This window comes from Streptomyces sp. YKOK-I1, assembly GCF_054660435.1.
Map to the genome: position 1 here is coordinate 8805019 of NZ_BAAGDR010000001.1, position 19711 is coordinate 8824729.

The window sequence follows — 19711 nt, forward strand, 5'->3', positions numbered from 1 at the left end:
ACGCACAGCAGCACTCTCTCTCCTCTCACCCAGTCACAAAGGACGGCCATGGCCACCCACTTCACCCGACGCAGCCTGATTCGCGGCATCACCGCGGCGACCGCGGTCGCCACCCTCGCCACCGGGCTCGCCGCCTGCGGTGGGGAGAGCGACGCCGCCACCACGGCCGGATCCGCCGCCTCCGGCAGCGTGACCATCGGCCGGGTCTCCAACGGCGCCGCGAAGGAGACCACCCTGAAGGTCTCCGAGGTCAAGTCGATCAGTGCCGAACTGCCCGCCGCCGTCAGGAAGAGCGGCAAACTCACCATCGGCATCGGCGCCCTCCCCTCCGGCTTCGCCCCGCTCGCCTACGTCGGCGACGACCAGAAGACCCTCACCGGCGCCGAGCCCGACCTCGGCCGCCTGGTCGCCGCGGTCCTCGGACTGAAGCCCGAGACGAAGAACTTCACCTGGGAGAACCTCTTCGTCGGCATCGACAGCGGCAAGGTCGACGCCGCCTTCTCCAACGTCACCGACACCGAGGAGCGCAAGAAGAAGTACGAGTTCGCCTCCTACCGGCGGGACAACCTCGGCTGGGAGGTGAAGAAGTCCAGCACGTGGAACTTCGACGGCAACTACGAGAACCTCGCCGGCCTCACCGTCTCCGTCGGCTCCGGCACCAACCAGGAGAAGATCCTCCTGGAGTGGAAGAAGAAGCTCGAGGCCGAGGGCAAGAAGCTCACGATCAAGTACTACCCGGACCGCAACGGCCTCTACCTGGCCCTCAGCAGCGGCAAGATCGACGCCTACTTCGGGCCCAACCCCGGCATCGCCTACAACGTCTCCCAGACCGCCGGCACCGCCAACGCCACCCGCAACGCGGGCACCTTCTCCGGCGCCGGTGAGACGCTCCAGGGCCTGATCGCCGCCACCGCCAAGAAGGACAGCGGCCTCGCCAAGCCGCTCGCCGACGCCATCAACCACCTGATCGAGAACGGGCAGTACGCCAAGTGGCTGGCCGCCTACAACCTCTCCAACGAGGCCGTCACCAAGTCCGAGATCAACCCGCCCGGCCTGCCGCTGGACAACTCCTGACACCAGGAAGGGACTCCGTCTCCGCCGGCGTGTCGATGCGCACGCCGGGAACACCCGGCGCGGCGGGGGCGTTGTGACTCATGACGGGGTGTGGACGGCGCCGCGGGGCGCCCGACAGGGGGAGGTGCCGGCCGTGACGCTCATATGCCAGGCCGTGCGCCTGCACTCCCGGCCCCACATCGACCTCCAGCGCGTGGCCGGCGCGCTCTGTTGCTCCTGACCGGTTCCCCCTCCCGCCGCACCCTCGCACGGGTGACGTGCGCCCTCGTACGGACCTCCAGGAAGGCACCCCCGTGTCCTCGAACCCCGTCTCTCCCCTCCACCTCGCCGTAGCCCTCGACGGCACCGGCTGGCACCCCGCCTCGTGGCGCGAGCCGGTCGCCCGCCCCCAGGAGCTGTTCACCGCCGGCTACTGGGCCGAACTGGTCGCCGAGGCCGAGCGCGGCCTGCTCGACTTCGTCACCCTCGAGGACGGCCTCGGCCCCCAGTCCGCCCACTTCCTCGACCCGGACGACCGCACCGACCAGGTGCGCGGCCGCCTCGACGCGGTGCTCGTCGCCTCCCGCGTCGCCCCGCTCACCCGGCACATAGGCCTGGTGCCGACGGCGGTGACCACCCACACCGAGCCGTTCCACATCTCCAAGGCGATCGCCACCCTCGACTACGTCAGCACCGGCCGCGCCGGACTGCGCGTCCAGATCACCGCCCGGCAGAGCGACGCCGACCACTTCGGCCGCCGTACGATCCCGCGCATCGACGACTACCACGGCCCGGTCGTGACGGAACTCTTCGACGAGGCCGCCGACTACGTGGAGGTGGTACGCCGCCTCTGGGACAGCTGGGAGGACGACGCCGAGATCCGGGACGTGGCCACCGGCCGCTTCATCGACCGCGACAAGCTGCACTACATCGACTTCGAGGGCCGCCGCTTCAGCGTCAAGGGCCCCTCCATCACCCCCCGCCCGCCGCAGGGCCAGCCCGTGGTCGCCGCGCTCGCCCACGCCACCGTCCCGTACCGGCTGGTGGCCCGCGCCGCGGACGTCGGCTTCGTCACCCCGCACGACACCGGCCAGGCCCGCGCCGTCGTCGCCGAGATCCGGGCCGAGCAGCAGGCCGCGGGCCGCGCCGCCGAACCCCTGCATGTCTTCGGCGACCTCGTCGTCCTCCTCGACGACGACCCCGCCGCGGCCGCCGCCCGCCGTGACCGCCTCGACACCCTCGCCGGTGAGGCGTACACCAGCGACGCCCGGATCTTCGCCGGCACCCCCGCCCAACTCGCCGACCTCCTCCAGGAGCTGGCGCAGGCCGGGCTCACCGGCTTCCGGCTGCGGCCCGCCGTCGCCGGCCACGACCTGCCCGCCATCACCCGGGGCCTGGTCCCCGAACTCCAGCGCCGGGGCGTCTTCCGCCACGCCTACGAGGCCGACACCCTGCGCGGACTGCTCGGTCTGTCCCGCCCCGCCAACCGCTACGCCGCAGCCTGAGCCGGACGGAGAGCCGACCACCATGAGCAAGCCCCTGAAGCAGATCCATCTGGCCGCCCACTTCCCCGGCGTCAACAACACCACCGTGTGGAGCGACCCGAAGGCCGGCAGCCACATCGAGTTCAGCTCCTTCGCCCACTTCGCGCGCACCGCCGAACGCGCCAGGTTCGACTTCCTCTTCCTCGCCGAGGGCCTGCGGCTGCGCGAACAGGGCGGCAGCATCTACGACCTGGACGTGGTCGGCCGCCCCGACACCTTCACCGTCCTCGCCGCGCTCGCCGCCGTCACCGACCGCCTCGGCCTGACCGGCACCATCAACTCCACCTTCAACGAGCCCTACGAGGTCGCCCGCCAGTTCGCCAGCCTCGACCACCTCTCCGCCGGCCGCGCCGCGTGGAACGTGGTCACCTCCTGGGACGCCTTCACCGGCGAGAACTTCCGGCGCGGCGGCTTCCTCCCGCAGGACGAGCGCTACTCCCGCGCCAAGGAGTTCCTCGCCACGGCCACCGAACTCTTCGACTCCTGGCAGGGCGACGAGATCGTCGCCGACCAGGTCACCGGCACCTTCCTGAGCGATGCCAAGGCCGGCGCCTTCGTCCACGAGGGCCACCACTTCGACATCCACGGCCGCTTCAACGTGCCGCGCGGCCCCCAGGGCCGCCCGGTGATCTTCCAGGCCGGCGACTCCGACGAGGGCCGCGAGTTCGCCGCGTCGAGCGCCGACGCGATCTTCAGCCGGTACGCGCAGCTCGACGCCGGCCAGGCGTTCTACGCCGACGTCAAGTCCCGCCTCGCCCAGTACGGCCGCCGCTCCGACCAGCTGCTGATCCTGCCCGCCGCCAGCTTCGTCCTCGGCGACACCGACGCCGAGGCCCAGGAGATCGCCAAGGACGTGCGCCGCCGCCAGGTCAGCGGCGCCACCGCCCTCAAGCACCTGGAGTTCGTCTGGAACCGGGACCTCTCCTCGTACGACCCCGAAGGCCCCCTCCCCGACGTCGACCCGGTGGTCGGCGAGGAGCACATCTCCCGGGGCCGCGCCCAGGTCCGCATGTACCGGGACCCGCTGGCCGTCGCCCGCGAGTGGCGTGAGCTGGCCGAGGCCCACAACTGGTCCATCCGCGACCTGGTCATCGAGACCGGCAACCGGCAGAACTTCGTCGGGACGCCCGAGACCGTCGCCCGGACCATCGACGCGTACGTCCAGGCGGACGCCGCCGACGGTTTCATCCTCGTCCCGCACATCACCCCCACCGGCCTCGACGAGTTCGCCGACAAGGTCGTCCCGCTGCTCCAGGAGAAGGGCGTCTTCCGCACCGAGTACGAGGGCACCACCCTGCGCGACCACCTCGGCCTCGCGCACCCGGACGACGAGGCGGCCGGGGAACGGGCCGCGTCGTGAAGGTCCTCGCCATCACCAGCGTGGCCTCATGATCACACCGTCCGGGCGCGGCCGGGGACGACGTCTCCCTCCCCCGAAGGAGACGTCGTCCCCGGCCCTTCCCCCGGCGCCGGACAGTGGTCTGTACGCGGTCCCGTGCCGCTCACCAGCACATGACCGCCGTCTCGCCCGAACCCCAGCCGGAGTACAGGCGGACCCGGACGAAGTAGCGGCGGCCCTTGACGAGCCGGGCCCTGATCGTGGCGTTGCGCGGGGTGCCGCCGTCGTCCCGGCCGGCGAGGAAGCGGGGTTCGCCGTCCCGTTCCTCGAAGACCACCACGACCGCGTCGCCCTCCCCGAAGGTGCCCACCGTGTACGCGCGGGTCTCCCGCGGCTCCACGGTGAAGTCGGCCTGCTCGCCGGTCCCCAGCGACAGCGCCACGGAGCGGAACGGCACCAGTGACGGCGGTCGCGGCGCGTCCGGCGGCGGGTACCAGCGCAGCACGAACTCCTTGTCCAGCGGGGAGAGCGCCCCCGGCGGGTGGACCCCGCCCCGGAACTGCTCCGGCTCCAGGATCAGCCCCGCCGCGAAGGGGTACTCCATCACGGACTGCGGATCCCACACCGAGCCGTTGACCTCGGCCGGATCCAGCTTGCGCAGGACGTTGAAGAACGTGCGGTCCCGGCTCCAGTGGTTCGGCGGACCCGCCAGATCGGCGTAGACCGCCTCGTCGTCCCAGTGGATGCCGGCGAACGGGCTCTGGTGCTCGTGCTGCATGCCGAGCGCGTGCCCGATCTCGTGCAGGGCCGTCGCCCGCTCCCCGGGAGCGGTCAGATCCCAGCCGAAGTTCATGGTCCGCTCGTTGAGCCCCGCGAACAGCGCGTCCCGGCCCACCGCCGACCAGGACCCGTCCCCCTGCTGGAAGCCGATGCGCAGTTCCGCATCCGAACGGTCCGCGACCTCGGCGAACGACACCCCGATCCCCAGCCCGGCCCACTCGCGGAAGCAGTCGCGCACCACGTCCCGCTGGTCCTCGCCGCCGACCCACGACACCCGCCGGGTGCCCCCCGCCCCCGGCACCGGGATCACCGAGGCATCGCCCTCGTCGGCGAGGAAGTGGTAGTGCAGGACCGTGCCGTTGACCCACATCCGGCGCCCGCTCAGGAGCGCGCCCAGCCGCTCGGCGGCCAGCCCCGGCGCGAAGGCGGGGACCGGCTGCTGCGCGAGCGAGCAGTAGCGGGCGGTCATGGGCACCAGCGTGCCGTGACGGCCGGGCCGGACGCCTGAGTCGGGGGCTACTCAAGTCGCCCTGTATCAGACCTGAGCATCCGGGCTCCTGATGACGTGACGACGATCGAGACGCATGCCGGGGCCCTGCGCCTGCCGTTGCCGTTCACCGGACGGGAGGAGGAGCGGGAGCTGGTGCGCCGCGCGCTGGCGGCGGGCCGGCCGGGCATCGTGCTGACGGGACCTGCGGGCTGCGGCCGCACCCGGCTGGCGGCCGAGGCGGTCCGCACCACCGACTGCGCCCGTGTCGCCGGCACCCCCGGCGCCCGGGGCACCGCCTTCGCCGCGTTCGCCCACCTGCTCCCCGAGCGCGTCACCCTCCACCGGGCCGTCCGGCTCCTGTCCGGCATCAAGCTGCTGCTGGTCGACGACGCGCATCTGCTCGACGACGCCTCCGCCGCGCTGCTGCACCAGCTCGCCGTCCGGGGCCGCACCCGGCTGCTGGTCGTCGTCACCGACGGTGTCCGCGCGCCGGACGCCGTCACCCGGCTGTGGACCGGCGAACTGCTGCCGCGGCTGGTCCTCGAGCCCCTCCCCGCCGAGGATGTCGCCCAGGTGCTCACGGCCGACGCGGGCGGCCCCCTCGCCCCCCTCACCGTCGGCCGGCTGCACCGTCTGTGCCGGGGCGATCTGCGCCTGCTGCGCGACCTCCTGGCCGCCGTACGCGACGAGGGCCTGCTCACCCCGGCGCCCGGCACCGAGGAGCCGGCCTGGCGCGGCCCGGTCCCGCTCACCCCCACCCTCCGCGAACGCGCCGCCCCCGTCCTCGCCCGCCCCTGTCCACAGGAACGCGAGACCCTCGACCGGCTCGCCTTCGCCGAACCCCTGCCGCTGCCCGCGGACGCCCTCGACCTGGGGGTCCTCGAACGCCTGGAGGCGGACGGCCTGATCGAGGCGGACGACGGCGAGCCCGCGACCGTACGCCTCGCCGACCCCCTCCACGGTCCCGTGCTGCGGGCCGCCGCCGGCCGGCTGCGCGCACGGCGCCTGACCGCCGGCCGCCGGCCCCTGGACGACGCCCTCGACGCGGAGGCGGCCGCCCTGGCCCACGGCATCGACCGCGCCGACGTCCGCGCCGGACGGGCCCCGGTGGGGGAGTGGCTGGTCGCCGAAGGGGAGACCGTCCCGCCCGGGTACGCCGCCGTCCGCGCCCGCCACGCACGCCTGCGCGGACAGCCCCACGAGGCCGCGGCCTGGGCGCGGGAGGGCCTCGCGGGCGCGCCGCAGGACGCGGTGTGCCTGCGGGAACTCGACCTGGCGGCGGCCGAGTCGGGCCGGGCGGAGGTGGTCCGCGACGGCGACCCCTACACCGCCGTACGCCTCGGCACACCGGAGGAAGCCCTCGGGCTCCTCCCGCCCGGCAGCGTCTTCGCCCGGCACGCCCGGGCCCTCGCCGACGCCGACGGTCCCGCCCTGGACCGGGTCGCCGAGGACCTGGCGGAGCGCGGGTTCCTGCTGTTCGCGGCGGAGGCGCACGCCCAGGCGGTACGGGTCCACCGCGACCCCACGGCCGCCCGCACCGCCCGCACCCGGGCCGTCGCCCTGGCCCGCCGCTGCCCGGGCGCGCACACCCCGGCCCTGTCCGGACCCGCCCTGGGCGAACTCACCGCCCGGCAACGGCAGATCGTCACCCTCGCCGCCGCCGGACTGAGCAACCGTCAGATCGCCGAGCGGCTCACCCTGTCCGTCCGTACGGTCGGCAACCACCTCTACGGCGCCTACACCCGCCTCGGCGCCGGCGACCGGGCGGCCCTGCCCTGCCTGATGGAGCAACCTGCCTAGCAGTTACGGGCGTTCACGCCGCGCCGAACGCCGTGAACGCCCACCCCGTCGCCTGGTGCAGCGCGTCCCCCGGCAGCGCGGCCCGTGCGTCGCGCAGCGCCTCCGCGAGAGAGGCGCCGTCACTGAGACCCTTGTGCAGCGCCAGCATCAGCGGCACCACCGCCGCGTCGTTCACCGGAGCGCTGCTCGCCACCACGCCCGCCGTGCCCAGCGGCAGCAACGCGGCCACCAGACCGAGGAGTTCGTCGGCGCCCACCGAGGCCAGCCGGGCGGTGTCACAGCTGGAGAGGATGATCCGGTACGGGCTGCGGGCGAGCCGCTCGAAGTCATGGACGATCAGCGGCCCGTCGGCCATCCGCAGCGCCGAGAACATCGGGCTGTCGGCACGGAAGGTGCCGTGCGCGGCGATGTGCGCCAGCGCGGCCCCGTCCAGTTCCCGCAGCACCCGGTTGCCGTGCGCGTCGGCCTGTTCCAGCACCGTCGGCCTGCCGTACCGCCCGGCCACCTCCGGCACCTCGGCGCCCCCGGTCGCCAGCCCCGGGCCGCGCACCAGGACCTGCCGGCCGCCCGGCGGCGGCTCGGTGTCCCGGGCCCGCAGCCAGGCGCTCGCCGACGGCGACACGCTCACCACCCGCTCGCGCAACGAGGGCAGCAGCGCCCACGGGACCCGGTGCAGCCGCGCCGGGGGCACCACCACCAGCGGCCCCGTGCCGAGCCGCCGAGCCGCCTCGCCCAGCAGCAGCTCCTCCAGCCGCCGCCCCGCCGTCTCGGCCAGCGGCAGCCGCGCCTCCCCGCCCGGGTGGGCCAGCCGGCGCAGCGCCGACTGCACGTACTCGGCCTCGCGCTCCGCCTCCGCCAGCAGCCCGCCGGTGAACCGTCGTACCCGCCCCCCGCCGCACAGCAGCACCTGCACCCGCCCGTCCAGTACGGCGAGTTCGACGAGGTGCCCGTCGCCGAGCCGGTCCAGGAGCCGGCCCGTGTCGAACCGGCCGCCGTTTCCCGGCGCGTGACCGCGGATGTGCAGGGTGCGGGAGCGGATCTCCCGCTCCAGCCGCCGCTGCTCCCGCTCCAGGGCGGGCACCGGACGCCCGTCCATCCGGGCCTCCTCCGCGCGCGCCGCGATCACCCGGAACGCGGTCAGCCCGCTCAGCAGCGCCGGGTCGGCGGGCGGCCGGGTCGGCGGGGTGGACAGGGCCGTGGCCCGCCAGCGCTCGCTCCACTCCAGCAGCCGGCGGGGCCCGCCCCGCTCCAGGCTCACCTGCTGGGCCAGCGCGGCCAGTTCGGCCCCCTGCGCGGTCGCCCGGGCCCGCAACTCGGAGGCGCCCAGCGTCGTCCGGTGGTCGTCGAGGACGGCGAGGCCGCGTCGGCAGGCCTCCAGCACCCCCCGGTCCGAGCCGGTGGCCCGGGCCCACAGCGCCTGGGCCGCCCAGCCCGTCATCCGCGCCAGCGGCGGCCCGCTGCGCCGGCTGCGCGCGGCGACCTCCAGATAGCGTTCGGCGTCCGCCGACCAGTCCAGGCCGAGCGCGATCCGGCCCGCCAGCAGCCAGGCCTCCGGCGCGGCCGGCGCCCCGAACGAGGACAGCCGCTCCGCCACCCTGACCGTGTCGGCGACCAGCCGTCCCGAACCGCGCCCGGCCGCCACCCGCGCGTCGATCAGGACGAGTTGGGCGTGCGCCTCCCACCAGGTGCGCCGCTGCCCGGCGAACAGCCGCACCGCCACCGCCGCCCGCGCGATCGCCGTCCCCGGATCGCCCGCCAGCCGGGCGGCCCTGGCGGCGGCCAGCAGCAGTTCCGCCTTGCGGGTGGACTGGCCGCCGATGCCGTCCAGGACCGCTATGGCCGCGTCCGCCTCGGCGAGGGCCTCCGGCGCCAGCCCGGCGGCCATCAGCACCTCGCAGCGGCGGATGTTGAGCATGAAGGTGGGGGTGCCGAGCTTGGCGTACCGCTCCCCGGCCTCGTCGAGGAGCCGCAGTGCCGCCGGGACGTCCCCGGAGCGGAACGCGGCCAGGCCCCGGCTCTCCACCGCGTCCGCCTTGTCGTGCTCCTGGCCGGTGGTGTCCCACAGCGCCTCGGCCGCCGTGAAGTCCGCCTCCGCCCGTTCCACCGACCCGAGCGCGAGGTGCACGGTGGCGCGCAGGGTCAGCGCACGCGCCGTCCAGATCACGTCGTCCGCCTGCCGCAGCACCGGGATCGCCCGCCGTACGTCCTCCAGCGCCTCCGGGTGGTGCCCGAGCACCCACCACGAGTAGGCCCGCCGGTACAGCACGCGCGCGCGGGTGTGGCCGCTCCCGCGCGCGATCCCCCGCTCGAAGGCCGTCAGGCCCTGCCGGGTGCGGCCGGCGTGCACCAGCGCCACCCCGAGCGTGGCCAGTACGTCCGCCTCGCGCTCCGCGGAGTCCGCGCGTGCCGCCAGGTCACGGGCGCGCCGCAGATGGTCCAGGGCGAGCCGCATGTCGCCCCAGTCGCGCTGCCAGATACCGATCACCTGATGCGCGACCGAGGCGCGCAACGGCGTCGGATCGGTGTCGAGCACCCCCTTCGCCCGCGACAACGCGTCGTTGGGGGCGGCGAACACCATCGGCAGCAGTTCGAGAACCGGGTCGTTTCCCGCTGTCACTCCACGGATGGTAGTGCTCCGCACGGCAGGCCACACCGGTCGGGAGCCGTATCGGCCGGTATCGGCGGGGCAGGGCGGCCGGGCAGGGCGGCGAGGCAGGGCGGGAACAGGGGGCGAGGCAGGGGGCGTACGCACACAAGTACGCCACCTCGTTCCGCAACCGCACCACCGTCCCCGCCGTCGCACCACCTGTATCAGCGGACCGCCTCGCGGATCAGACTGACGACACACCGGCCAGGGGGAGGACACGGCATGGCACCACGGCGATTCCACGAACAGTTCGACCAGATCCAGCGCGCGCTGCCCGGCGTACCGCTCGCGATGGGACCCGACGACTCCGCCGAGTTCATCTACGAGAAGGGCGTCGTGCTCGCCCGCGACGGCGAGGAGGCACGGGTCGTCGAGGACACCGTCCGCGCCCACTTCACCGCGACGGCCGGCCTGACCGCCGACGACGTCCGGCGCGCGGGACCGCGTACCAACCGCTCCGGCATCACCCGCATCCGGGTCGGCGACCCCGGCCAGGGCGACCGCACCGCCGACCACGCCGTCGCCGGCGCCGTGCGCGCCCTGCGCGAGGCGGAGGCCCGTACCGGACGCCGCCTCGTCAGCCGCAACCACGTGGTGTCGATCTCCGTCAACGCCTGCCCCGGCGACGAGCCCGTGCCCGCCCCGGCCACCGGCCTGCCCAACCCCGCCCCGTCCGACGGCCGTCACGACCCGGACTCCGCCGTAGGCGTCCTGGTGATCGACACCGGCCTGATGCACGACTACCGCTCCTACCCGCCGCTCGCCCACACCGACGGCGACCTGCAGATCCGCGAGACCGACGACGACGGCGTCCTCCAGCAGTACGTCGGCCACGGCACGTTCATCGCCGGACTGGTCGCGGCCGTCGCGCCCAACACCGACGTCACCGTGCGGAACACGCTCAACGACTGCGGCGCCATCCTCGAGGACGAGTTCGGCGAGAAGCTCTTCGACGCCGTGGAACAGGGCGGCTGGCCGGACATCCTCAGCCTCTCCGCCGGCACCTCCAACGGCCGGGTCGACGGCCTCCTCGGCCTCGACGCGTTCCTGCGGGCCCTGAGCGCACAGCGCACCCTGCTGGTCGCGGCCGCCGGCAACAACGCCAGCGCCACCCCCTTCTGGCCGGCTGCCTACGGCTCCCTGCCCGAGTACGCCGACGCCGTGCTCTCGGTCGGCGCGCTGCGCGCCGACGGCGAGTTCGGCGCCTGCTTCAGCAACCACGGCCCCTGGGTCCGGGTCTACGCCCCTGGCGAGCGTCTCACCGGCGCCCTCACCGGCTTCGCCGCACCCGTCCCGTACGTCTACCAGCACTCCACCTACGACAGCTGCCGCTACGGCTTCGGCTACGCCTGCACCTGCCGCTCCCCACGCCACACCGGTGTGCTCAGCGACGGCTCGGGCAAGCCGGACCAGGTGATGTTCGAGGGGCTCGCCTCCTGGAGCGGGACCTCTTTCGCCACCCCCCTGGTCGCCGGGCTCGTCGCCGCCCACATGACCGTGAACAAGGAGACCGATCCCCGTGCCGCCGCCCGTCAACTGCTCGAGAAGAACACCGAGTTCGCCGAGGTGCGCGGAGCGCATGTCCCGGCGCTGCGCCCGATCGGCTGGCGTCCGGCCCCGGTCGGCCCGTCCTGAGCGTGCGGGCGGGAACCCCATGAGGTCCGAAGGAGCACCCGTCACGGCGTACGATGACAGGCCGTACACGAGGGGTGGGGCCGTGGACCGTACAGATGTCGGCGCGCTCGTCCGGTCGGCCGTCGACGGTGAAACGGCGGCCTGGAAGGCGCTCGTGGAAGGGCTGAGTCCGCTGGTGTGGTCGGTGGTGCGCGCACACCGGCTCTCCGAGGCCGACGGACACGAGGTCTACCAGACCGTGTGGTTCCGCTTCGCCCAGCACCTCGGCCGGATCCGCGAACCGGAGAAGGCGGGCTCGTGGATCGCGAGCACCGCGCGCAACGAGTGCCTGAAGGTGCTCAAGAGCTTAAGGCGGCTGACACCGACCGACGATCCCCAGCTGCTCGACCGCGCCAGCGAGGCACCGACGCCCGAGCAGTCGGTCCTCGACTCGGAGGAGGCGGCCGCGCAGAGCGAGCGCGTCCGCTTCCTGTGGCAGGAGCTCGAGGCGCTCGGCGACCGCTGCCGGCAGTTGCTGCGGGTGCTGGTCTCCTCGCCGCCGCCCAGCTACCAGGAGGTGTCGACCGCGCTCGGCATCGCCGTCGGCAGCATCGGACCGATGCGCCAACGATGTCTGCGCCGTCTGCGGGCCCGACTCGACGCACGGGGAGCACTGTGAACGGCATGAGCGGCGACCTGAACGGCGACCGGAACGGCGACCTGAACGGGGACCTGAACGGCTTCGACGGCAGGGGAGACGACGGGTTCGACGACGGGTTGAACGACGGCTTCGAGGACGGTTTCGAGGACGACGAGTTCGACCTCGCGAGCCTGGAGGAGGAGCTCCGGCAGGCCGTCGCCATCCTCGATCCGGTCCCGGCGGAGCTGTGCCGGATCGCCGTCGAGGCGTACGCGCTGCACGACCTGGACGCCCGGATCGCCGAGCTGACCTTCGACTCGCTGACCGACGCGATCCCCGTCAGGGGAGCCGAGGACGTGCCGCGGATGCTGACCTTCCACAGCGGTGGGCTCACGGTCGACGTGGAGGTGTCCGAGGACGGACTGCTGGGGCAGCTGCTGCCGCCCCAGTCCGCCTCGGTCGAGGTCCTGCACGGCCCGCGCGCGGGGGCCGCGCTCACCGCCGACGCCATGGGCCGCTTCGCCTCCCCCACCCCGCCCACCGGCCCGTTCGCCCTGCGGCTGCGGACCGGCGGCGAGGTGGTCGTCACCGAGTGGATGCGGGCCTGAGCGCGGGCGGCCCTCAGGACACGGCGTCCACCAGGGCCGCGAGGGCCGAGGCCAGCCGGGGCAGTCCCGCCCCGGCCGGCCCGCCCGGCTCGCTCATGTAGGTGTCCCGCCGGATCTCCACCATCAGCGCGGACACCGCCGGTTCCCGCCCGTAGTGCTCCAGCGGGACGTACGTCCCGGCGAACGGGCTGTCCAGCCCGGTCTCCCCGACCACCGCGAACGCGGTCCGTGCGGCGGCGAGCAGCTCCGGCGGGGTGTGGAAGGCGTCCGTGCCCAGACAGACCGGCGGACGCGGCCCCGCGCCGTGCAGCTCGTACGGCAGCCGCTCCGCCGGATACGAGTGCACGTCGACCACGACGGCCCGCCCGACCGCCGCGAGCCGCTCCCGCACCGCCCGGGTCATGGCGGCGGCGTACGGCAGGAAGTACCGCTCGACCAGCGGCCCCGGGTCGTGGCCGTCGCCCCGGAGCACCTCCCCGTGCGTGGTCCGCGTGTACACGGCGCCCATCCCCACGGCCCGCATCTCCTCCCGCTCGTCCGGGAACCGCTCCGGATCGACGACCAGCCGCGACAGCCGGTTGACGAACCGCCAGGGCGTCACCTCCGCCAGCCGGGCCGCCTCCCCGGCGATCCGGTCGGTGTACGCGTCGGTGATGTGGTCCAGCTCCCGCTCCAGCGCCGCGTCCTCCAGCACGATGTCCGCCCGCACCCCGGCCGGTATCTCCCGCGCCGAGTGCGGCACATGCAGGATCACCGGCGAGCCGGCGGCTCCGGGGAGGAGCTCGAAGGAGGGCACGGCAGGGCTCATCGGGCGGCTCCCGGGGCGTTGTCAGTGGTGTGGTGCACCATCACAGCATGACGATCAGCAACCCGGACGTGACCGCGCACCCGTTTCTCGAGGGGCTCTACCGGGACCGCTACTTCCCCGACCACGTCGTGGACAAGGGGAAGGCGATCCTGCTGGCCCTGTGCGAGCGCATCGAGGCGGAGCACCCCGCCGACCTCTCCGCGCTCTACGCCCTCACCCGGGCCGCGACCGAGGCGTTCAACGCCCTGGAGGCGGAGTTCGAGGAGGCGGGCAGCGAGATCGAGACCGTGGCCCGGGAGGAGATAGCCGGCGACTTCTGGTTCGTCGCCCGGGCCTACGGCTTCACCGACGCGGACGTGGAGGAACTGATCGCCACCCGGGAGTGGTGAGTCACTGGCCCAGCATCTCCCGCACCAGCCCCGCCACCTGGTCCGTCTCGATCAGGAACCCGTCGTGGCCGTACGGCGACGCGATCACCCGGAGCCGGTCGGCGGACGGGATCAGGGCCGCCGGCTCGGCCTGCTGGGCGAGTGGATAGAGCCGGTCGGAGTCCACACCCGCCACCAGGGCGGGCGCGGTCACCCGGCCGAGGGCGGCCCGCGCCCCGCCCCGGCCCCGGCCGACGTCATGCGCGTTCATCGCCTCGGACAGCACCACATAGCTGGCCGCGTCGAACCGCCGTACCAGCTTGGCCGCGTGGTGGTCGAGATACGAGCCCACCTGGTAGCGCCCGCCCCGGAGGGGGTCCTCCCCCTCCTGGGACGCACGGCCGAAGCGGGTCCGCAGCTCCGGCTCGCTGCGGTAGGTGACATGGGCGAGCCGGCGGGCGAGGCCCAGTCCGGCGTGGGGGCCGCGACCGGTGTCGTGGTAGTCGCCGCCCTGCCAGTGCGGGTCGGCGCGCACGGCCCCGGTCTGGATCTGCGCCCAGGCGATCTGCTCCGCGCTCGCCGCCGCCGTCGTGGCGAGCAGCAGCAGGGCGCCGACCCGCTCCGGGCGGGACACGGCCCACAAATACCGCGCCCCGCCCGGGAGTTCCGGACGGGGCGCGGGGTGGGGCGGGGTGCGTCAGCTCAGGGACGCGAGCGCCTCGTTCCAGGTGGCCGACGGGCGCATGACCGCCGCCGCCTTCGCCGGGTCGGGCTGGTAGTAGCCGCCGATGTCGGCGCCCTCGCCCTGGACGGCGTTCAGTTCGTCGACGATGGTCCGCTCGGCCGCGGTGAGCGTCTCGGCGAGCGGGGCGAAGGCCTTGGCCAGGTCCGCGTCGTCGGTCTGCGCCGCCAGCTCCTGCGCCCAGTACAGCGACAGGTAGAAGTGGCTGCCGCGGTTGTCGATGCCGCCGACGCGACGGGTCGGGGACTTGTCCTCGTTGAGGAAGGTCGCCGTGGCGCGGTCGAGGGTGTCGGCGAGGACCTGGGCGCGGGCGTTGCCGGTGGACGTGGCGTACTGCTCGAAGGCCGGCACGAGCGCGAAGAACTCACCGAGGGAGTCCCAGCGCAGGTAGTTCTCCTTGACCAGCTGCTGGACGTGCTTGGGCGCGGAGCCGCCGGCGCCCGTCTCGAACAGACCGCCGCCCGCCATCAGCGGGACGACCGACAGCATCTTGGCGCTGGTGCCCAGCTCCAGGATGGGGAAGAGGTCGGTCAGGTAGTCACGCAGCACGTTGCCGGTCACCGAGATGGTGTTCTCGCCGCGGCGGATGCGCTCCACCGACAGCTTGGTGGCGTCGACCGGGGCGAGGATGCGGATGTCCAGGCCCTCGGTGTCGTGCTCCGGCAGGTAGGCGTTGATCTTGGCGATCAGGTTGGCGTCGTGCGCGCGGGTCTCGTCCAGCCAGAAGACGGCCGGGTCGCCGGTGGCGCGGGCGCGGGTGACGGCGAGCTTCACCCAGTCCTTGATCGGCGCGTCCTTGGTCTGGCAGGCGCGGAAGATGTCGCCCTCGGCGACCGGCTGCTCGATCAGGACGGTGCCGGCCTGGTCGACCAGGCGGACCGTGCCGGCGGCCTTGATCTCGAAGGTCTTGTCGTGGGAGCCGTACTCCTCGGCCTTCTGCGCCATCAGGCCGACGTTCGGGACGGAGCCCATGGTCGACGGGTCGTAGGCGCCGTGGGCGCGGCAGTCGTCGATCACGGCCTGGTAGACGCCGGAGTACGAGGAGTCCGGCAGCACCGCGAGGGTGTCGGCCTCCTGGCCGTCCGGGCCCCACATGTGGCCCGAGGTGCGGATCATGGCCGGCATCGAGGCGTCGACGATGACGTCGGACGGCACGTGCAGGTTGGTGATGCCCTTGTCGGAGTCGACCATCGCCAGGGCCGGGCCCTCGGCGAGCTCGGCGTCGAAGGAGGCCTTGATCGCGTCGCCCTCGGGGAGGGCGGCGAGGCCGCCCAGGATGCCGCCCAGACCGTTGTTCGGGGACAGCCCGGCGGCGGCGAGCGTCGCGCCGTACTGCGCGAAGGTCTTCGGGAAGAAGGCGCGCACCACGTGGCCGAAGACGATCGGGTCGGAGACCTTCATCATCGTGGCCTTCAGGTGCACCGAGAACAGCACGCCCTGGGCCTTGGCCTCGGCGATCTGCGCGGTGAGGAACTCACGCAGCGCGGCCACGTGCAGCACGGACGCGTCGACGACCTCGCCGGCGAGGACCGGTACGGACTCACGCAGAACGGTGGTGGCGCCGTCCTCGGCGACCAGCTCGATCCTGACCGAACCGGCCTCGGAGATCACCACGGACTTCTCGGTGGAGCGGAAGTCGTTCTCGCCCATCGTCGCCACGTTGGTCTGGGAGTCGGCGCTCCAGGCGCCCATGCGGTGCGGGTGGGTCTTGGCGTAGTTCTTGACCGAGGCGGGGGCGCGGCGGTCGGAGTTGCCCTCGCGCAGGACCGGGTTCACGGCGGAGCCCTTGACCTTGTCGTAGCGGGCCTGGATCTCCCGCTCCTCGTCGGTCTTCGGGTCGTCCGGGTAGTCCGGCAGCGCGTAGCCCTGGGCCTGCAGCTCGGCGACGGCGGCCTTGAGCTGGGGGATCGACGCCGAGATGTTCGGCAGCTTGATGATGTTGGCCTCGGGCGCCTTGGCCAGCTCGCCCAGCTCGCTCAGCGCGTCCGGGATGCGCTGGTCCTCGGTCAGGTACTCCGGGAACACGGCGATGATGCGCCCGGCCAGCGAGATGTCCCGCGTGGTCACGGCGACACCCGCCTGCGAGGCGTACGCCTGGACCACCGGCAGGAAGGAATACGTCGCCAGGGCCGGGGCCTCGTCAGTGTGCGTATAGATGATGGTCGAGTCAGTCACCGGGTGCTCCGCTCCACGTCTGCAACATTGCTCGACATCAAGATATCTCGTGACGCGGGCGGGCTCGACAGGGGTCCGCCGGGGCTCCGCTCACACTTTTCGGTCCGATGTCCGCCGTACGGGCAACCGATCGGTCCGATCCGGTGGTCGAGGGGGTAGAGAGTCGACCTCCTCCACCGGCCGGACCGACCATCCGGCCGCCCGAGCGAAAGCGGATCATGAGATATCGCACCAGAGTGACGGGCCCCGCCGCGGCCCTCATCGGCACCGCGGCCGTCGTCGTCGGGGGCAGCACGGCCCAGGCGGCACCCGCGGACGGCCGGACGGACGGCGCCGGGACGGCCGCCGCCCCGGCCCCCGAGACCCTCGGCGACCCGGTCTTCCCGGCCCTCGGCAACGACGGCTACCGCGTCACCTCCTACCACCTCGACCTCTCCTACGACGCCACGACCGCCCTGGTCGACGCCACGGCGACCCTGGAGATCCGCACCACCCAGTGCCTGTCCCGTCTCTCCCTGGACGCCCTCGGCCTGGACATAGCGTCCGTGAGCGTCGACGGCCGCACGGCCGAGTTCGAACAGGCGGACGAGAAGCTGCGGATCACACCGGCCCGCGCGCTCGCCGACCGCGCCCGGGCCACCGTCCGGGTGAGGTACACGGCCGACCCGCGCCGCTCGCTCCCGCACACCGCCTGGGTGCCCACCGCCGACGGGTTCGCCCTGTGCCCGCAGCCCGACTCGGCGCACACCGTGTTCCCCTGCAACGACCACCCGTCGGACAAGGCCGGCCTCACCGTCCGCATCACGGTCCCGGCCGCCCTGAAGGCCGTCGCGAGCGGCGCCCTGGTGTGCACCGAGCACCTGGCCGGCGACCGGACCGCGTACACGTACCGCTCCCGCTCGCCGATCGCCACCGAGCTGGTGCAGATCACGGTCGGCGACTACGTCGTCAAGGACCGGCAGGGACCGCACGGGCTGCCGCTGCGCGATGTCGTCCCCACCGCCCGGGCCGAGGCGCTGGAGCCCGCCCTCGCCCTCACCCCGGGCCTGGTGGAGTGGCTCGAACAGCGCCTCGGCGCGTACCCCTTCGAGACGTACGGGCTGCTGCCCTGCAACTCCGACGACCCGGCCGCCTTCGACTTCACCGGCCTGGAGACCCAGACCCTCACCCTGTACAAGCCGAACTTCCTGCTCCAGGCGGAGCCGAAGATCGGCTCGCACATGATGCACGAGCTGGTCCACTCCTACTTCGGCAACAGCGTCTCGCCGGCCACCTGGGCCGACCTCTGGCTCAACGAGGGCCACGCCGACTTCTACGGACTGCTCTACCGCTACGAGCGCGGCTGGCCGGACTCCCTGGGCCTGACCACGTTCGAGGCCCGGATGCAGAACACGTACGCGCGCGGCGACCAGTGGCGGCAGACCTCCGGTCCCGTCGCCGCGCCGAACGCGGCCAACCTCTTCGACAGCCAGCGCTACCTGGGCGGCGTCCTCGTCCTGTACGCCCTGCGGCAGCTGATCGGCGAGGACGCCTTCCACGCGGTGGAGCGGGCGTTCCTGGCCCGCTTCCGCAACTCCTCCGCGTCCACGGAGGACTACATCGCCGTCGCCTGCCAGGTCTCCGGCCAGGACGTCTCCGGATTCCTGCGGGACTGGCTGTACGGCACGAGCACCCCGAGGATGCCCGGCCACCCCGACTGGACGGTCACCCCGGTGACCCCGTCCCTCACGGCCCCGCGCAGGACGCCCGGGGCCCGTTGGCACGAGAACTCGGCGACGCTCTGAACCGGGACCCGTCCCGCGGGCCGGCCCTCGGGGGCGTGGGCCCGCGGTCGGCGCAGCTCGCCGCCGACCCGGCCCCGGGACGGGCCCCCGCCCTCTGCATCGGCCCGCCGGATCAGCCTTCCCGGCGCGCCTCGGCCGCTTCGGCCGCCTCGGCGGTGTCGGTGCCGTTGCCGGTGCGCTGCTGCGGGATGACGACAGCGCCCTGCTGGAGCGAGATGTTGCGGGCCGGGGCCGGCACCCGGATGCCCTCGTCCCGGTAGCGGCGGTGCAGCCGCTTGATGAACTCGTGCTTGATCCGGTACTGGTCGCTGAACTCGCCGACGCCCAGGATCACGGTGAAGCCGATCCGGGAGTCGCCGAAGGTGTGGAAGCGGACGGCCGGTTCATGGTCCGGGACCGCGCCGGCGATCTCCGTCATCACCTCGGCGACCACCTCCATGGTCACCCGCTCCACGTGCTCCAGATCGCTGTCGTAGGCGACGCCCACCTGCACCAGGACCGTCAACTGCTGCTCGGGCCGCATGAAGTTGGTCATGTTGGCCTTGGCCAGCTGCCCGTTGGGGATCACGATCAGGTTGTTGGACAGCGCCCGGACCGTGGTCTGACGCCAGTTGATGTCCTCGACGTACCCCTCCTCCCCGCTGCTCAGCTTGATGTAGTCACCGGGCTGGACGGTCTTCGAGGCGAGGATGTGGATGCCCGCGAAGAGGTTGGCGAGGGTGTCCTGGAGGGCCAGTGCCACGGCCAGACCACCGACGCCCAGCGCCGTGAGCATCGGGGCTATGGAGATGCCGAGGGACTGGAGCATCACCAGGAAGCCGATGGCCAGCACCAGCACGCGCGTGATGTTCACGAAGATCGTGGCGGAGCCGGCCACTCCGGAGCGGGACTGGGTCAGCGCCTGCACCAGACCGGCGATCACCCGGGCCGCCGACACCGTCACCACGAAGATCAGCAGCACCGTCAGACACTGGTTGACGGTGTGCTGGACCGCCTTCGTCAGCGGCAGCACCGCCGCCGCGGCCGCCGCGCCGCCCGCGATCGCCGCCCACGGCACCACCGTGCGCAGCGCGTCCACCATGACGTCGTCTCCGCTCCACCGGGTGCGCTTGGCGTGCTTGCCCAGCCAGCGCAGCAGGGTGCGCGACAGGAAGGCCACGAGGAGGCCGGTGGCCAGGGCGATCCCGGCGAGGACGAGGTCGTCCAGGGTCAGCGCCCGGTTCACCGGTCACCTCCGGCGTCTCGCTCCGCGGGGAGGGCGAAGACGCCCGCCGACGGCCGGATGTGAAGTCTCGTCACGTTGTCACCTGCTTGTTCAC

General features: G+C 73.3%; 15 protein-coding genes and 1 pseudogene. 10 read left to right on the forward strand and 6 right to left on the reverse strand.

Going from position 1 to position 19711, the window contains the following annotated elements; all coding sequences use genetic code 11:
- Positions 1–48 precede the first annotated feature (48 nt).
- From ACYQ8Q_RS39220 to ACYQ8Q_RS39235, 4 genes are all read left to right on the forward strand, one after another.
- A complete protein-coding gene (locus ACYQ8Q_RS39220; RefSeq protein ID WP_460071485.1) occupies positions 49–1074 on the forward strand; it encodes an ABC transporter substrate-binding protein in 1026 nt (341 codons plus the stop codon).
- A 154-nt stretch (positions 1075–1228) separates the two neighbouring features.
- Complete coding sequence (locus ACYQ8Q_RS39225; RefSeq protein WP_322724904.1) at positions 1229–1294, forward strand: putative leader peptide; 66 nt, start codon at positions 1229–1231, stop codon at positions 1292–1294.
- Between the two features lie 73 nt (positions 1295–1367).
- Complete coding sequence (locus ACYQ8Q_RS39230) at positions 1368–2558, forward strand: LLM class flavin-dependent oxidoreductase (RefSeq protein ID WP_460071486.1); 1191 nt, start codon at positions 1368–1370, stop codon at positions 2556–2558.
- A 22-nt stretch (positions 2559–2580) separates the two neighbouring features.
- Positions 2581–3957 (forward strand): NtaA/DmoA family FMN-dependent monooxygenase, encoded by a 1377-nt coding sequence (locus tag ACYQ8Q_RS39235; protein WP_460071488.1) that lies wholly within the window; start codon positions 2581–2583, stop codon positions 3955–3957.
- Between the two features lie 142 nt (positions 3958–4099).
- Here the strand turns inward: ACYQ8Q_RS39235 and absR1 are convergent, their stop codons facing one another.
- A complete protein-coding gene (gene absR1 / locus ACYQ8Q_RS39240; RefSeq protein WP_460071490.1) occupies positions 4100–5185 on the reverse strand; it encodes a beta-glucuronidase AbsR1 in 1086 nt (361 codons plus the stop codon).
- Between the two features lie 96 nt (positions 5186–5281).
- Here absR1 and ACYQ8Q_RS39245 point away from each other — a divergent pair, with 96 nt between their 5' ends.
- A complete protein-coding gene (locus ACYQ8Q_RS39245) occupies positions 5282–7006 on the forward strand; it encodes a LuxR family transcriptional regulator AbsR2 (RefSeq protein ID WP_460071492.1) in 1725 nt (574 codons plus the stop codon).
- A 13-nt stretch (positions 7007–7019) separates the two neighbouring features.
- Here the strand turns inward: ACYQ8Q_RS39245 and ACYQ8Q_RS39250 are convergent, their stop codons facing one another.
- Positions 7020–9584 carry a CHAT domain-containing protein gene (locus tag ACYQ8Q_RS39250; protein ID WP_460073668.1) on the reverse strand — a complete coding sequence of 855 codons (2565 nt, stop codon included), beginning with the start codon at positions 9582–9584 and terminating at the stop codon, positions 7020–7022.
- 291 nt (positions 9585–9875) lie between these two features.
- On the opposite strand from ACYQ8Q_RS39250, the gene ACYQ8Q_RS39255 reads away from it, so the two are divergent.
- From ACYQ8Q_RS39255 to ACYQ8Q_RS39265, 3 genes are all read left to right on the forward strand, one after another.
- Positions 9876–11288, forward strand: coding sequence for a S8/S53 family peptidase (locus ACYQ8Q_RS39255; protein WP_460071494.1), 1413 nt, complete (start codon positions 9876–9878; stop codon positions 11286–11288).
- 82 nt (positions 11289–11370) lie between these two features.
- Positions 11371–11946: an RNA polymerase sigma factor gene (locus ACYQ8Q_RS39260; RefSeq protein ID WP_358984239.1), complete on the forward strand. Its 576-nt coding sequence runs from the start codon at positions 11371–11373 to the stop codon at positions 11944–11946.
- A 5-nt stretch (positions 11947–11951) separates the two neighbouring features.
- The gene (locus tag ACYQ8Q_RS39265) at positions 11952–12515 is read left to right on the forward strand and encodes a hypothetical protein (protein WP_460071496.1); all 564 of its coding nucleotides are present in this window, start codon (positions 11952–11954) and stop codon (positions 12513–12515) included.
- A 13-nt stretch (positions 12516–12528) separates the two neighbouring features.
- On the opposite strand, the gene ACYQ8Q_RS39270 is transcribed toward ACYQ8Q_RS39265, so the two are convergent.
- Entirely contained in the window at positions 12529–13323 is a 795-nt protein-coding gene (locus tag ACYQ8Q_RS39270) for an N-formylglutamate amidohydrolase (RefSeq protein WP_460071497.1), read from the reverse strand.
- Between the two features lie 47 nt (positions 13324–13370).
- Between ACYQ8Q_RS39270 and ACYQ8Q_RS39275 the strand changes: the two genes are divergently transcribed.
- Complete coding sequence (locus ACYQ8Q_RS39275; protein WP_460071498.1) at positions 13371–13712, forward strand: DUF5713 family protein; 342 nt, start codon at positions 13371–13373, stop codon at positions 13710–13712.
- Between the two features lies 1 nt (position 13713).
- On the opposite strand, the pseudogene ACYQ8Q_RS39280 reads toward ACYQ8Q_RS39275, so the two are convergent.
- A pseudogene (locus ACYQ8Q_RS39280) lies at positions 13714–14349 on the reverse strand (alpha/beta fold hydrolase); the annotation flags it as partial.
- Between the two features lie 39 nt (positions 14350–14388).
- Positions 14389–16608 (reverse strand): NADP-dependent isocitrate dehydrogenase, encoded by a 2220-nt coding sequence (locus ACYQ8Q_RS39285; protein WP_460071500.1) that lies wholly within the window; start codon positions 16606–16608, stop codon positions 14389–14391.
- Between the two features lie 218 nt (positions 16609–16826).
- Between ACYQ8Q_RS39285 and ACYQ8Q_RS39290 the strand changes: the two genes are divergently transcribed.
- The gene (locus ACYQ8Q_RS39290) at positions 16827–18392 is read left to right on the forward strand and encodes a M1 family metallopeptidase (RefSeq protein WP_460071502.1); all 1566 of its coding nucleotides are present in this window, start codon (positions 16827–16829) and stop codon (positions 18390–18392) included.
- A gap of 112 nt (positions 18393–18504) precedes the next feature.
- On the opposite strand, the gene ACYQ8Q_RS39295 is transcribed toward ACYQ8Q_RS39290, so the two are convergent.
- Entirely contained in the window at positions 18505–19617 is a 1113-nt protein-coding gene (locus ACYQ8Q_RS39295; protein ID WP_460071503.1) for a mechanosensitive ion channel family protein, read from the reverse strand.
- Positions 19618–19711 lie beyond the last annotated feature (94 nt).